Below are 15,842 nucleotides of genomic sequence, written 5' to 3' on the forward strand. Positions count from 1 at the left end.
AGAGGAAAAGAGTATAGGCAAAACAAATAGGGAGCGCATCTTGCGCTCCCTATTTGTTTTGCAGCCAACGACCTTATTTTAATACATTTTGGATTACTTCGTTAGTTAAATTAGGAACAATGTCAAGTGAGTAGCTTAGTTCCATCCGTTCGTATTTTTTATGAGCATCAAAGCCATAAGGACCAATGTTAATGACGGGAACATTGATATCTCTAATCGCTTCATAATCGACAAAGTGCTTACTTCCCCAGCCAGGATTATTATCTGACACGGCTTGGATGCCTTTCTCATCATCGCTTAAGGCAACAAAGCTCATATCAGAAATATATGGGAAGAAGTTTCTCGTCACAATTGGATGCTTATATGTCGGTTGCACGGTTTCTACAGCTGCATCTAAAGCATTGATCAGATTTTTTTCCTTTTCAGTTGACCCAGTCACTTCAATTCTTGGTGAATAGAGTGAAGAGTAGAAAAGAATAATCGCCGGGCTTTGGTCTGTCATCCATTTCCAGGCTTCTTCAACTACTCGTGCTGCAAACATTCTCGTATCTAACTCTGTATTTAAGAGCAATTGCTCTTTAAATTCTTTCATATGAGTTACATAGCGCTCACCATGTTCCTCAATTAAAAGAGCTTCCATTTCGCTGTAAGTCATTACTCTGGATTTCCAAGGAACTTCTTGATAAGGCTGTTTACTTACCTTACTAAATGTTTCATAACGTTCATTAAAAGCTTTTAAAGCATTGGTAAACGCAATTTCCGCTTGCTCTTTAAGCTTCACTAATACATCTTCTGGTGACCAGGAGTGAATGAAGAAGTTGTAATAGACATATGCTGAAAGTGCTGTTTGCACAGTGTATGTTGGTTTTAAATCTGTCTGCTTTAATGAAACGGGTGGAACAGTTGTTTCACCGTGTGCTTCATTACATAACTCAGGGTTATAGTTAATTTGTTTTGTTAATTCGGCTGCAATAAAGTTTGGATCAAGCCCTTCGAAACAAGACCCTACATGTGTCTCTGAACCAGTAATAAAGAAAGAGGGAAGAAGTTTACCTACTGTACCTTTATAAATGTAACGATTTTCATCACCTTCATACCTCGGTGAGACAAAATCGGCATTGATGGCAGCGACATAGTCAAATTGGTGTTGTTCTCTTAGTGACTTTAAATCGTCCAATGCAGAGAGAATTCCATGCGAACTATCTTCTTCATTACATTCAACAACAACTAATAAGTTGCCCTCAAGCTCTTCAGGATGCTCTGAATAATATTGAAGTAAGTAGAGGTTGCTTGCAACACCACTTTTCATATCAAGTGTGCCTCTGCCAAATAAGTAGTCATTAGACTGTAAATGCTCTTTTACAAGTGCGGGTAGCTCTTCCGATTGTAATGCTTCCATTAACTCACCTGGATAACATGCTTTATCCTTTAAATGGTTAAAGTCGTCGATTCCAACTGTATCCATATGGCCCATCAAAATCATGGTTTTATTACTTTGACCTTTTGTCCCTTTCACAAAGGCAATCACATTATAACGTTCTAGTACATCATTTCTTGTTTGTGATTTGATTAAGTAGTCAGGATTATTTTTAAAGTAAGGGATGTTGGAAAGCAAGGTGAAAATTGCCTGGCTAATTTCCTTTTCCCCATCAGTATTAACAATACTTTCAATATTGACAAGTTGGTTTGTTAAAAATAAAACATCTTCACGACAAGCTAGCATAGTATTCTCCTTTAATAGGTGCTTTAAGGTAATGAGATTTAAAAAGCCCCTTCAAAACTTAGTTAAATGTTATTATCATTAAATAGTATAAATATAATAAACCCTATTTATTGGTATAATATAAAACGTCCTATAACGTCAAGGATTAGTTTGGTTTTATACATAGGAAGAAAATGCTAACAAACATTTCTTGTATAAACTATCAAACTATTTTATAATTATTTTATTCAATATAATCAAATAATAAATCCTCATTTAAAAGATGAGGTAGAGGTGCGGTTTAAAAAAGTAGTTTGTTTAAGACACAGGAATGGTCAATTGAGGACAAATGAAAGGTTAAATTGCCGAAATTCTTATATTTTCCTGGATATAGGAGTTGGGTCTGTACTCGAAAAGGGACAGAACTGTCACAGCTTTTTCTTTGTAAAAGTTGTGAAGTGCTATCTTCAAAGTTTAGATGCGGGTCGTAAACAAACCGTATAAAATATACGGCTTTTTTTATGCCTAAATCTGCTTTCTAGATAAAGCTGGGACAAAAATAGAGAGGACCAGCTGGAGAAATCAATTAGGGGGAAAGATGATGAAAAAAGGTTTATTTGCAATGCTGCTAGTACTTGTTCTACTTATGATCAGCGCTTGTGGATCAAGTGAAGAAGCAGTTACAGAAAACGACGTTGATGCTACTGAAGAGGTTGCTGAAGTGACAACAGAAGAATCTGCAGAATTTAATTTAGTGAATGATGGAAAATTTACGTTTGCAATGAGTGGTTTATATCCGCCATTAAACTTTACAAAAGATGGTGAATTAACAGGATTTGATGTGGAAATCGGGACTGAAATTGCAAACCGTCTTGGTCTTGAAGCAAATCCGGTAACAAACCCATGGGAAACAATTATTCAAGGGTTACGTGCTAATCATTATGATGCGATTATCGCAAGTATGACTGCGACAGAGGAAAGAGCTGAGCAAGTCGACTTTACAAATCCTTACTATATTTCTGGGGCACAAATTTTTGTCAATGCTGATGATGAAGAGATCCAATCACCTGAGGATTTAGAAGGTAAAACTATTGGAGTAATTCAATCGAGCACATGGAGAGATATGGCTGAAGAGCTTTCTGATAAAATCAATGGATACCCAAGTGATGTTAACGCCCTGCAAGATTTATCTGTAGGACGTATTGATGCCGTTATTACTGATAATATTGTTGGTTTATCAGCAATGAATGAGCGAGGCTTAAAAATTAAGCCAGTTTATGAGCTATTAAATGAAGATTTAATCTCTGTAGCTGTTAACAAAGGAAATGAACAATTAGTTGAGCAAATCAATGAGGCGATTGCTGCAATGATTGAAGATGGAACATACGAAGAAATTAGTATGAAATGGTTTAATGAGAACATTATGAAATAAAAGGTGCGTGTGCGTTACGCACCTTTTTTCATGAAAGGAGTATTAAGTGGAGTTTTTAGATAGTATTATCGGGATTTTTAATTCGCACGGGGCAGCATTTTTAAAGGCAACTTGGACAACAATCAGTATTACAGCAGTTTCTCTGTTGATTGCAACAATTATTGGAATTGTCTTTGCTTTATTTAAAATATCTACTTCAAAACTGTTAAACTTTCTTGCTGACATCTATATAGGTCTTATTCGTGGTACACCACTGATTGTACAAATTATGTTCTTATATTATGGTATTGCCAGTTTCCTGCCACTATCTAATTTTACAGCAGGGGCGGTAGCATTAGGGATTCACTCTGGTGCTTATATTGCTGAAATATTTAGAGGGTCAATTCAATCCATAGATAAGGGACAAATGGAGGCAGCTCGATCACTTGGGATGTCATATCCATTAGCAATGCGCAAAGTAGTATTTCCGCAGGCATTTAAACGTTCAATTCCACCATTAGGTAACCAATTTATTATTGGCTTAAAAGATTCTTCTCTTGTTGCGTATATTGCTGTTACCGATTTATTTAATACAGCATTACAAGCCCAAGGTGAAAACTTTATGCCATTTGAAACGTATTTTGTTGTTGGAATTTACTATTTAATCTTAGTTTTAATCTTCACAAAGATCGTGAACATGATTGAGGCTCGTTTAGATGTTTCAAAAGGGGGGAAAGCATCATGATTAAAGTGAATAACTTAGTCAAATCCTTTGGAGACCTGCAAGTATTAAAAAATATTGACCTCGAAGTTAGTAAAGGTGAGGTTGTTGTTTTAATTGGGGCGAGTGGATCAGGTAAAAGTACACTATTACGATGTTTAAACTTTTTAGAAACACCTAATGGAGGAGACATTTACTTAAATAGTGATAAAATTGATCCAAAAAAGACGGATCTAAACAAAGTAAGAGAACGTGTTGGAATGGTATTTCAGCATTTTAACCTTTTCCCTCATAAATCAGTTCTTGAGAATTTAACGATGGCACCATTGTTCGTAAAAAGACAAGGAAAAGAAAGTGCGGTAAAAAAGGCACATCAATTGCTGGAGAAAGTTGGTCTCAGCGATAAGGCGAACTTTTATCCTGAGCAATTATCAGGCGGACAAAAGCAACGCGTGGCTATTGCCAGAGCTCTGGCAATGGAACCAGAAGCGATGTTGTTTGATGAGCCAACATCTGCGCTTGACCCTGAACTTGTCGGTGAAGTATTACAAGTGATGAAGGATTTAGCCAAAGAGGGAATGACAATGGTTGTCGTTACTCATGAAATGGGTTTTGCGAAAGAAGTAGCTGATCGCGTTGTGATGCTGGCTGATGGCCATATCATTGAAGAGGGTGCACCGAAAGACATCTTTAATAATCCGCAACATGAAAGAACAAAACGGTTTCTAAGTCAGATCTTATAATATTGAAAAGGATGTCTCATAAGTGACAGTTCTCAGCGAACGATTTACAAAATTGAGAGGTTACATCAGAGACTCTATTTTGTGTTCAAGGCGACTGTTACTTTTTTTTGAGACATCCTTTTTTTTCATGTTTAAGGTAGGACGATTCAGCCAAGTAATTCTTTTACCCTGCCGATGCTGCCATCCTCAAGCCTTACTTTGATACCGTGTGGATGAAAGCTAGCTTTTGTTAATATGTCCTTTACCACGCCTGCTGTAAGTTTCCCTGTTTTTTGATCTTGCTTTAGGACGATGTTTACATGCAGCCCAGAAGAAATGTTTTTTCGATATTGACCATTCATTAATACACCTGCCTATTCATTATGCCATATGATTGCGACGGTTCCTTCACCAGCATGTGCGGCAATGGTCGAACTGATTTCACCGATTACAATATTTAGTTCCGGGTAGATTTCTTTTATTTGTTCCTCAAGCTTCCTTGCCTTGTCCAGTACATTTCCATGCATGATTTGAATTTCATGAATTGTATGATTGTCGTACGATTGCTTCAGCAATTCCACTAGGCGCTTAACTGCTTTCTTTTCGGAGCGCACTCGCTCAAAAAGTTCAAATGCCCCTTCTTGATTAATGCGGATGATCGGTTTAATTTGCAATATATTTCCGAGCAAATACTGCGTTCCAGACATTCGTCCCCCTTTATAAAATTGTTCTAAGTTCCCTAGTAGAATAAAATTTTCAGATTTGTTCGCCTCTGTTCTAAGTGCAGAAGCAATCTCTTTCTGGGATTGACCTTTTTTAGCTAATTCCATCCCTTTGTAGAGTAACGTTGTAATTCCATAAGACATAATTTTTGAATCAATCACTTCGACATCAAACCCGGCTATATCGCTACCAGACTTGCTGCTGTCCATCGTCCCACTTAACTGGCTTGAGATATGGATCGCAATCGCACATTCATATTCTGCTTTTAGTTGCTCATATAACTCAGCGAATTTTCCAACTGGAGGCTGTGAAGTTTTTGGCACTTCTTTTTCAGATCGAATTCGTTCATATAATACTTCTGTAGTGAGATTAACTCCATCTTCATAGACATCGTTACCAAAAACGATACCAAGCGGAACGACATATACGTCAGGGTTATTTTTTAAATCTTCAGTAATAAATGCAGTGCTGTCAGTAATCCAGGCAATTTTTTTCTTTGTCATTATCATAGTCCTTTAGTCATTATTTATAGTTGATTTCATTTTCTATTGTACACAATAATTACCGTGATAATCGAGAGAGAGGGTAAACTTTTGCAGAAATAAATAATTATCATTAATTGCTAGTACCTGGTAATAAAAACTGATTGTAATTGCAAAAATATATGTTAACATTAGAACTGTAATTATGTTGTTTAATGGAATATAGTACTAATATTTTCTAATCTGCACATAATAAGAGCACCTTTGTAAACGTTTATATAGAGATATACAGTATAAGTGTTTACTTTTGCTTAGTAGTTAGATTAGTAAAACAGGTTTGACATTTGAAAGGGGCTTTTTATTATGAAGGAATATCAATCACTAGGCTGGTATGCAGCGCGGTTATCACCAAAGTTACCAAAAGAAGTGTTTTCACCAGTACCTTCACGTCTTTTGGGTGGACTAGCTTATTTATTTGTAATAACAGCAAGCATTGTAACAATAAGTCTATTTGACTTACATCCAATATTAAATGTTATGTTGTCGGTAATTATCGGAGCAAGCTTTGCTGCCATGGGCTTTTTAGGTCACGAAATTCTCCATGGTGTTGTCGTGAGAAATCCATGGCTTCGTGATTTTTTAGGTGCGATTGCTTTTTGGCCATTATGCACAGGACCAAGCTTATGGAGAAAGTGGCACAACATAACTCACCATGTTCATACGCAAGATGAAGAAAAAGATCCTGATGCATGGCCTACGTTTGAACGTTTAGCGAAAGTCCCTTTTTTACGATGGGTGTATCAGTTGCCATTATCGTTTCGCTCATTTTTTAGCTTTAGTTGCTTAACACTGCAATTTTCGTTACATTCATTGAAAATGTTCGTAACATATATTAAAGAATTTAACCCGAGAAAACGTCCAAAAGTATGGTTTCAGCTAATTCTTCCGTGGGCAAGCTGGATCGGGCTACTGACTATGATCGGATTTGCAAACTGGTTCTTTGCTTTCTTGCTGCCATTGCTTATTGCCAACTTTATTGTTATGGCCTATATTTCAACGAATCATCGTTTAAATCCACTTGTACCGGTCAACGATCCGCTTGCTAACAGTCTTACTGTAACGGTGCCAAAATGGGTAGATGTTCTTCATTTTAACTTTTCTTATCACACAGAACATCATTTGTTTCCAGGGATGAATCCAAAGTATTATCCATTAGTGAAGCAGCAGATCAAAGAAATGTGGCCGGAGCGTTATCATGAAATGCCATTAGGAAGTGCTCTAAAGGCACTGTACAAAACGCCTAGAGCATATTATCAACACGAAGAGCTTATTGACCCTCGTCAAGGGAATTTGTATGGAACATTAGGAAAAGGCCTTGATCCGCAGAATATTACTTCTCAACAAGTTGAAGTAAAAAGAGAGAAAACGACAATTTCAGTGAATAAATAATGAAGAAATGAAAATCTTGTATCCATAACAGTGGATACAGGATTTTTTTTTGTCAAAACTATAACTGTAAAATTATTCAAGAAAACATTTAAACACTACGCATATGTTGTTAACCTATTTCAAATACTAAATGTAATATATGGTAAGGAAGTGATGACGTTGGACGAACTGAATAATGATTTCAGCTCGCTTATTATTGGTATTGATGTTGGTTCAACAACCGTAAAAGCAACGGTTGTGAATCCAACAAACAAAAAAATTGTTTGGTCTGATTATCAAAGGCACAATACAAAACAGGCGGAAATGGTTCAAGAATTCCTTGTGCGGATTGGTAATGAATTTTCAAATGTTAGTAAAGAAAACATTCGTATTTTCATAACAGGTTCGGGAGGAAGCCCCATTGCTGAGCATATAGGGGCGAAGTTTGTCCAGGAAGTGAATGCTGTGACAATGGCTGTTGAAGAGCTTCATCCTGATGTTGGCAGTGTCGTTGAGCTTGGTGGACAAGATGCGAAGATTATTATTTTCAAAGAAAATGAGGAAACTGGAGATAAACAGGCAAGTACCTCAATGAACGACAAATGTGCGTCAGGAACAGGGGCAACGATTGATAAATGTATGATCAAAGTTGGCATGCCTGAAGATGAGGTTGCTAAGCTCGATTTTGATGATTCAAAGCTCCATCATGTTGCTGCGAAGTGTGGTGTTTTTGCAGAAACCGATATTGTGAATCTTGTAAAAAGCAGTATTCCTTCTGCTGAAATTATGTGCTCATTAGCGGATGCGATTGTCATGCAAAACCTGTCTGTATTAACTCGAGGAAACACATTAAAGCATAAAGTGCTGTTATTAGGTGGACCAAATACATATTTACCATTTTTACAGCAATGTTGGAGAAAGAGAATTCCTGAATCATGGGATCAGCGCGGCTATGATTATCCAAAGGACATTCCAATTGAAGAGTTAATTTTTATCCCTGAAAATGCCCAGTACTATGCCGCATATGGGGCGGTTATTTATGGAATGCATGAGCCGGCGGATGTCGGTTTATATAAAGGATTGCAAGACTTGAAGACGTTCATTACCCATGGACGAAAGGCAAAGCTTGGTGAGAAAGCAGGGGCACCGCTTGTTAAGAGTCGTGAGGAGTTAGAAGAGTTTCGTCAGCAATACAGTATTCCGAAGTTCACGCCAGCAAGCTTTCAGTCTGGAGAAACAATAAAAGCTGTTATCGGGCTTGATGGCGGTTCCACATCTTCAAAAGCTGTTGTCGTTGATGAAGGCGGAAATATTCTGATGAAGGAGTATCAGTTATCGAAAGGAAACCCAATTAAAGATACGAAGGAACTGTTGAATAGAATCCAAGACAAAGTTGAAGAACAAGGGGCAAAGCTTGAGATTATCGGCTTTGGGGCAACAGGGTATGCCGCTGATGTTCTTGAAAAAACGTTAAAAGCAGATGTCAATATTGTCGAAACAGTGGCACATATGATGAGTGCGGTTCATTATTTCGGTGATGTAGATGTCATTTGTGATATTGGCGGGCAAGACATTAAAGTTCTCTTTATGAAAAATGGTGATATTCGTAATTTCCGTTTATCCAATCAATGCTCAGCGGGGAACGGGATGCTCCTGCAAGCGATGGCTGATCAGTTTGGAATCCCAATCCAAGAATACGCTGATGCTGCTTTCAATGCCGACCTTTCGCCCAAATTCTCCTATGGCTGTGCTGTCTTCCTGGATTCCGACCGGGTGAACTTTCAAAAGGAAGGTTACGCGAAGGAAGAGCTGTTAGCGGGACTTGCGATGGTACTTCCGAAAAATGTCTGGCAATATGTTGTTCAAATTCCGCGAATGGCAGAGCTTGGCCGCAAGTTTGTGTTGCAAGGTGGTACACAGCACAACCTTGCAGCAGTAAAAGCACAGGTTGACTACATTAAAGAGCGTGTCCCGGATGCTGAAGTGTACGTTCATCCTCATACAGGAGAAGCCGGGGCAATTGGGGCAGCGATGGAAACGCTTCGAGTCGTAAAGCGACGAGGTTATTCAACGTTCCTCGGTTTGGATGATGCAGTTGGGATGCAGTACGCCTCACGCAATGATGAATCAACACGTTGTAACTTTTGTCCAAATCATTGCAGCCGAACATTTATTGATACCGTGACACCAACAGGAGAAACAGCACGATACATCTCAGGCTTTAGCTGTGAAAAAGGGACAGTTGAAGATAAAGATGCGGTGATCAAGCTAACGAGAGAGCGAAATCAGTTGAAAAAGCAATATCCGAATCTTGTTGATTATGAAGCGAAGCGGATGTACCAGCATTTTTATGATCCAGAGCCGCTGCCAGGCACGGAGACGGTTGTTGAGGATGTAGAAGAAAAGCCAGGTTTACTTGGGTTTGGCAATCGTAAAGTGAAGGTAGAACGTCCTTTCGAGCGTTCCCGAGAGGAAGCGATCGAACGACGTGGACAACTGCGAATAGGGATTCCTCGAGTACTTAACATTTGGTCAACTGCACCATTTTGGCGAACATATTTTGAAACGTTAGGCATTAATGAACGAAATATTGTCTTTAGTGATTATACGAGTGAGGAGATGTGGCAGCAAGGTGGAAAGTATGGCTCAATTGATCCATGTTATCCATCGAAAGTTGCGCAAGCACATATGCATAACCTCCTTTTCAAAAAAAATAGTGAGAAAAAGCCTCTTGATGCGATCTTTTTCCCTTGTATCACGCATATTCCGACACATCTGCAAAATGTCATCGATTCTGCAAGTTGCCCAATCGTAGCTGGAGCACCGAATGTGATCAAGGCTGCTTTCACAAAGGAAACGGACTTCTTTAAGCAAAATGGTGTGACCTATTTTGATCCTGCCGTTACGTTAACGGAACCGAATTTATTGAAAAAGCAGTTATTTGAAGCATTTAAAGACTTTTTGCAAATGACAGAGGATGAAAGTAATTTTGCTTGTGATGAAGCATGGAAAGCAATCGAAATGTTTGATCAAGAAATGCAGGAGAAAGGACGTAATATCCTCGAGCAGGTTGAGAAAGAAAATCGGATTGCCATACTGATGATTGGCAGGCCGTATCATTCAGATCCAGGCTTGAATCATGGTGTACTTGATGAGTTTCAGGTTCTAGGCTATCCAATTTTATCAATGCGTTCCATACCAAAGGATGAAGCATGGTTGCGTCGGTTCTTTAAAGACGATTTGGAGAAGGGTCGTACAGAGCATGCATTAGACGTAACGGACGTTTGGCCAGAGAACTTCAGCTCAAACAGTGTTCAAAAAGTTTGGGCAGCAAAATTTGCTGCACGTCATCCGAATGTTGCTGTTCTGGATCTTTCAAGCTTCAAGTGCGGGCATGATGCACCGACATACGGCTTAATTGATTCAGTGATTTCTGCTTCTGGTTCGCCGTACTCAGCACTGCATGATATTGATGCCAACAAACCAAGTGGTTCAATTAAAATTCGCGTCAAAACATATGCACACAGCTTAGGACTTCATGAAGAAAAATTAGAAGATGTTGCAACGAAGAAGAGAAAGCTTGAACTGTTAATTGAGGAAAAACGCCGTCAGTTAATGGACGATTCGAAATTAGGTTAACAGTACACAAAACATGTAAATTTTGTTCATTTGGGCTTCTTTGTCTGAAATTTCCCGGGAAGAAGCCAGAACAACACTCAACAACCTAGCACATTATAAAAAAGGAGATGACCTCAGGGTGAAATTCGTAAAAGAGATTCCTCTTACAAACGAGAAGAAGGAAAGTGATGTTGGGAAGCTATTTGAAGAAGAGTTAAATAGATATAAGCAGGAACAAGAAGAAGCGTTAGACTTAAACAGTTCTGTCGATCAGTGGTTTGATCCAGTGCCACGGCAATTTTTAGCAAAGGATAAAGACTCAACAACACTTCTTTTCGGCGGTTTGACAATGGCCCATGACTATTTGGTCGAAGGGGGATTGAAAGGGTTAGGCTACAATGTGCAGCATTTGGATTGCCCAGATAATGATTCGTTACGCTTTGGGAAGGAATATGGGAACAGGGGGCAATGTAACCCTACATATTTTACCGTTGGGAATTTAATTAAGCATTTGAAGCATTTACGGTATGTCGAAGGGAAAACAAAAGAGGAGATTGTGCGTAATTATTTGTTTATTACGAGTGGATCGTGTGGCCCATGCCGTTTCGGAACGTATGTAACGGAGTACCGTAAAGCATTGCGTGACGCAGGATTTGATGGCTTTCGGGTGCTTTTATTCCAACAGCAAAGCGGCCTGAAGCAAGCAACTGGCGAAGAAGCGGCATTAAAATTGGACAGCGCCTTTTTTATTACATTTCTTAAAACGATTTTGATTGGTGATATTTTAAATGCCATCGGCTATCGGATTCGGCCTTATGAAGTTGAAGAAGGAGCGACAAATGCCGCGATTGAACGGTGTAAGACCATTTTGTATGATGCCCTGAGTCAGCGAAAAGGAATCTTTCCAGCATTATATCGTTGTCGTAAAGTGCTTCGTGCAGTGAAGGTTGATCGTACACTTGTAAAACCAAAAGTGAGTATCATTGGCGAGTTTTGGGCAATGACAACAGAGGGCGATGGAAATTATCAACTGCAAAAGTTTCTGGAAGAGGAAGGCGCTGAAGTCGAAGTTCAATCAATTACTGCGTGGATTTTGTTCCTCATCTGGGAAGGTCTCCATGATACAAAAGAGCGGATGCGCTTAAAGAAAGCAGATTCCCAGAGCAAAGGACTGGAAGGAAAAAATCCGCATAAACGCTTGCGTATGTTAAAGCTCGCTGATCGAACTGTGAGAGTTCTTTTCCAAACGTATGCGAAGGCAATTGGCCTTAAGGGTTACCACTTACCAGATATGGATGAAATCGCACAAACAGCGAAGGAGTATTATGACAACAATGTTCGCGGTGGCGAAGGGCATATGGAAGTTGGAAAATTAATTCTCAATACGAAGAAGAGAAAAGTAAATATGACGATTTCTGTTAAGCCGTTTGGGTGTATGCCGTCTTCAGGGGTGTCCGATGGCGTGCAGTCGTTAATTACCGAAATTCATCCTGAAGCCATCTTTTTACCGATTGAAACAACGGGTGATGGTGCAGTTAATGTCTATAGCCGGATTCAAATGATGCTCTTTAAAGCAAAGCAAGCTGCGCAAAAGGAATTTAATGAAGCGTTAGCAAATAAAGGTGTGACCATTGATAAGCTAAAAGAGATGAGCAAAGACAAGATAACTCATCCACTACAAACAAGCCGTCACTTCGTTGCATGTACAGCAGCAAACATTGTACATGATACGAATGATCGGCTGCACAGAATGACATTTCGACGAACGAAAGAAAAAGCAGAAACCATGTAGTAAGAAGAAGCCCGCTCGGACCGTTACCATTCGAGCGGGTTTTATTTTTGTTTTGAATGAACCTGGTTTGAATGAATAGATCGATTAAAAACTTGTGGACCAATAATGATCCAGTTAATTATTACTTTTATAAAATAATAGTACAGATAATGTAAGCTAACGGCTGAATGGAAATAATCAAGAAAATATAAATCATAATTTTGTCTTTTTGAGGAGGACTTTACCTATAGACATCGTATATAATCTGTGGTAAATTTAATGCAAAGATATTGATAATTAAAGGGTTCTTGTCTATGTGTTGTGTTCATTCCATATAGACATCTGGTTTTTCTGGAAATACAAACAACATGACTGTAACAAGTGTGTTTTTCATAAGATCAATGATCCATATAGGGAGGAATTTGTGTGTCGAGTAAAACATTAACGCAATTTTTACACGAAAATTTAGAGGATCTTAAAAGCAAAGGACTATACAATGTCATCGATCCGTTAGAGAGTGCTAACGGTCCAATGATTAAAATTGCCGGAAAAGAACTGATTAACTTATCGTCAAATAACTACTTAGGGTTAGCAACAGACGAACGCTTAATATCAGCGAATATGGAAGCGACGAAGAAATATGGTGTTGGTGCCGGAGCGGTGCGAACAATTAACGGTACATTAGATATCCATGTGAAGCTTGAGGAAAAGCTGGCTGAATTTAAACATACGGAAGCGGCGATCGCTTATCAGTCTGGATTCAATTGTAATATGGCTGCAATTTCTGCTGTAATGGATAAAAATGATGCGATTTTATCTGATGAATTAAACCATGCTTCAATTATTGATGGTTGTCGTTTATCAAGAGCGAAAATTATTCGTTTTAACCATTCTGATATGGATGATTTACGTGCAAAAGCAAAGGAAGCGACTGAATCAGGGCTATACAACAAGGTGATGGTCATAACTGATGGTGTGTTTTCAATGGATGGCGATGTTGCCAAACTACCAGAAATTGTGGCAATAGCAGAAGAATTTGACCTTATCACCTATGTTGATGATGCTCACGGATCAGGAGTACTTGGCAAAGGTGCCGGTACAGTGAAGCATTTTGGCTTGTCTGATAAAGTTGATTTCCAAATTGGAACACTTTCAAAAGCGATTGGGGTTGTTGGTGGTTATGTTGCCGGAAAACAACAATTAATTGATTGGTTAAAAGTAAGAAGCCGCCCGTTCTTGTTTTCAACAGCGTTAACTCCGGGAGATGTTGTCGCTTGTATTGAGGCGATTAATATTCTTACGGAAAGTACAGAGCTTCATGACAAGCTGTGGGAAAACGGGAACTACTTGAAAAAAGGTTTAAAAGAGCTAGGTTTTAATATTGGCGAAAGTGAAACACCGATTACTCCATGTATTGTTGGTGATGAGGTTTTAACACAGAAATTCAGTAAGCGTCTGTATGAAGAAGGTGTGTATGCAAAGTCAATTGTCTTCCCAACGGTACCACAAGGAACAGGACGAGTAAGAAATATGCCGACAGCGGCTCATACAAAAGAAATGCTTGATCAAGCGATCGCCATCTATGAAAAAGTAGGGAAAGAATTAGAGATTATCTAGAGACTCCGTAAAACCAAACTGTTAGGAGGTCATTTACATGAAAAAAATATTAGTAACTGGTGCATTAGGACAAATTGGATCAGAGTTAGTGACAGAGTTAAGAAAAAGATATGGCGCTAATAATGTTGTCGCAACTGATATCAGAAAAAACGAAAGTCAAATTGTTCAATCTGGTCCGTTTGAAATCCTTGATGTAACAAATGCAACTGCAATGAATAATATTGCAAAAAAATATGAAGTGGATACAATTATGCATTTAGCGGCTTTACTATCGGCTACTGCTGAAGCAAATCCACTTCTTGCTTGGAATTTAAATATGGGTGGATTAGTCAACGCGCTGGAAGTTGCCCGTGAACACAATTGTAAATTTTTTACGCCAAGTTCAATTGGTGCATTCGGTCCTGATACACCAAAAGACAATACACCACAAGATACAATCCAACGTCCAACAACGATGTATGGTGTAAATAAAGTATCTGGTGAATTATTATGTGATTACTATTTCCACAAGTTTAGAGTTGACACGAGAGGCTTACGCTTCCCAGGGTTAATTTCTTATGTTACACCACCTGGTGGCGGAACGACGGATTATGCTGTTGAAATCTATTATGAAGCGATTAAAAACGGAAAGTATACGTCGTATATTGGTGCAGGAACGTACATGGATATGATGTATATGCCAGATGCGATTAATGCAATTATTGAGTTAATGGAAGCAGATCCTTCCAAGCTTAAGCACCGCAACTCTTTTAATGTAACGGCAATGAGCTTCGAGCCAGAACAAATTGCAGCGTCTATTCGTAAGCATATTCCAGACTTTAAGTTAGACTATGATGTCGATCCAGTGCGTCAGGCGATTGCAAATAGTTGGCCAAACTCAATTGATCCAACTGCTGCAGCTGAAGAATGGGGCTTTAAGGCTGAATATGATTTAGATAAAATGACTGAAGATATGTTAATGAAACTGAAAGATAAATTGAGTGTAAAAGTTAGCTAATATATTTTCATAAGAAAAGCGCCGATTTTAATTGAATCGAGCGCTTTTCTTTTTTTACAATAGTTGTTTAATGTCAGTCTCAATTTTTTCAGGTGAGACGTTTGGAGCATAGCGTTTGATTACATTGCCGTTACGGTCTACTAAAAACTTCGTGAAATTCCATTTAACTGCTTTTATGCCGAGTAAACCTGGAGCATGATCTGTTAAGTATTGAAACAGTGGGTGAGCTGCTGACCCTTTTACATCAGTTTTCGTAAATAGTGGGAATGTGACACCGAAGTTTAGTTCACAGAACGAGAGGATCTCTTCGTTTTCCTCTGGTTCTTGTCCGGCAAACTGGTTGCTGGGAAAGCCTAAAATTTCAAAGTGCTCGTCTTTATATTTCTCATATAATGCTTGAAGTCCTGCGTATTGTTTGGTGAATCCGCATTTACTCGCTGTATTGACAATCAGTAATACATTTCCTTTGTATTGTGCTAACGATTGTTCATCTCCTTTGATTGTTTTCACGTTTATATCATAAATAGACATGTGAAAGAGCCCCTTTACATTTCAATATTTATCTGTTCTAGTATGGCTTCAGGTTAATAAAACCATTTTAGAAAAAATACGATTGAAATTCCAGTTGAAGCACTCAAAAGCCCTGAGAT

At 38.6% G+C, this 15,842-nt stretch carries 12 protein-coding genes and 1 riboswitch; of the genes, 8 read left to right on the plus strand and 4 right to left on the minus strand.

What is annotated here, in order from left to right:
- Window positions 1-73: 73 nt before the first annotated feature.
- Window positions 74-1,723, minus strand: coding sequence for a M20/M25/M40 family metallo-hydrolase (locus ACJ2A9_RS15125; protein WP_441422503.1), 1,650 nt, complete (start codon window positions 1,721-1,723; stop codon window positions 74-76).
- 260 nt (window positions 1,724-1,983) lie between these two features.
- Window positions 1,984-2,174: riboswitch (Lysine riboswitch) on the plus strand.
- A gap of 129 nt (window positions 2,175-2,303) precedes the next feature.
- On the opposite strand from ACJ2A9_RS15125, the gene ACJ2A9_RS15130 reads away from it, so the two are divergent.
- The 3 genes from ACJ2A9_RS15130 (at window position 2,304) to ACJ2A9_RS15140 (ending at window position 4,577) form a co-directional block, all read left to right on the plus strand.
- Window positions 2,304-3,134, plus strand: a complete 831-nt coding sequence (locus tag ACJ2A9_RS15130; RefSeq protein ID WP_441422504.1) for an ABC transporter substrate-binding protein — start codon at window positions 2,304-2,306, stop codon at window positions 3,132-3,134.
- A 64-nt stretch (window positions 3,135-3,198) separates the two neighbouring features.
- Entirely contained in the window at window positions 3,199-3,858 is a 660-nt protein-coding gene (locus ACJ2A9_RS15135; protein ID WP_441422603.1) for an amino acid ABC transporter permease, read from the plus strand.
- Entirely contained in the window at window positions 3,855-4,577 is a 723-nt protein-coding gene (locus tag ACJ2A9_RS15140; protein WP_441422505.1) for an amino acid ABC transporter ATP-binding protein, read from the plus strand. The genes ACJ2A9_RS15135 and ACJ2A9_RS15140 overlap by 4 nt, the downstream gene beginning before the upstream one ends.
- Window positions 4,578-4,723: 146 nt before the next feature.
- Here the strand turns inward: ACJ2A9_RS15140 and ACJ2A9_RS15145 are convergent, their stop codons facing one another.
- On the minus strand, window positions 4,724-4,918 hold the full coding sequence (locus ACJ2A9_RS15145) for a YwbE family protein (protein WP_441422506.1): 195 nt from the start codon (window positions 4,916-4,918) through the stop codon (window positions 4,724-4,726).
- A gap of 12 nt (window positions 4,919-4,930) precedes the next feature.
- Complete coding sequence (locus ACJ2A9_RS15150; RefSeq protein ID WP_441422507.1) at window positions 4,931-5,782, minus strand: DegV family protein; 852 nt, start codon at window positions 5,780-5,782, stop codon at window positions 4,931-4,933.
- 342 nt (window positions 5,783-6,124) lie between these two features.
- Here ACJ2A9_RS15150 and ACJ2A9_RS15155 point away from each other — a divergent pair, with 342 nt between their 5' ends.
- From ACJ2A9_RS15155 to ACJ2A9_RS15175, 5 genes are all read left to right on the plus strand, one after another.
- Window positions 6,125-7,210 (plus strand): fatty acid desaturase family protein, encoded by a 1,086-nt coding sequence (locus ACJ2A9_RS15155; protein ID WP_441422508.1) that lies wholly within the window; start codon window positions 6,125-6,127, stop codon window positions 7,208-7,210.
- Window positions 7,211-7,369: 159 nt separating this feature from the next.
- Window positions 7,370-10,828 carry a BadF/BadG/BcrA/BcrD ATPase family protein gene (locus tag ACJ2A9_RS15160; protein WP_441422509.1) on the plus strand — a complete coding sequence of 1,153 codons (3,459 nt, stop codon included), beginning with the start codon at window positions 7,370-7,372 and terminating at the stop codon, window positions 10,826-10,828.
- A gap of 118 nt (window positions 10,829-10,946) precedes the next feature.
- A complete protein-coding gene (locus ACJ2A9_RS15165; protein WP_441422510.1) occupies window positions 10,947-12,599 on the plus strand; it encodes a 2-hydroxyglutaryl-CoA dehydratase in 1,653 nt (550 codons plus the stop codon).
- A gap of 405 nt (window positions 12,600-13,004) precedes the next feature.
- Window positions 13,005-14,195 carry a glycine C-acetyltransferase gene (locus ACJ2A9_RS15170; RefSeq protein ID WP_441422511.1) on the plus strand — a complete coding sequence of 397 codons (1,191 nt, stop codon included), beginning with the start codon at window positions 13,005-13,007 and terminating at the stop codon, window positions 14,193-14,195.
- Window positions 14,196-14,232: 37 nt separating this feature from the next.
- Window positions 14,233-15,192 carry an L-threonine 3-dehydrogenase gene (locus tag ACJ2A9_RS15175; RefSeq protein ID WP_441422512.1) on the plus strand — a complete coding sequence of 320 codons (960 nt, stop codon included), beginning with the start codon at window positions 14,233-14,235 and terminating at the stop codon, window positions 15,190-15,192.
- A gap of 54 nt (window positions 15,193-15,246) precedes the next feature.
- Here ACJ2A9_RS15175 and ACJ2A9_RS15180 read toward each other — a convergent pair whose 3' ends face one another.
- Window positions 15,247-15,723, minus strand: coding sequence for a glutathione peroxidase (locus ACJ2A9_RS15180; RefSeq protein ID WP_441422513.1), 477 nt, complete (start codon window positions 15,721-15,723; stop codon window positions 15,247-15,249).
- Window positions 15,724-15,842 lie beyond the last annotated feature (119 nt).

Source organism: Anaerobacillus sp. MEB173, from assembly GCF_052119505.1.
GTDB lineage: Bacteria > Bacillota > Bacilli > Bacillales > JBJMAU01 > JBJMAU01.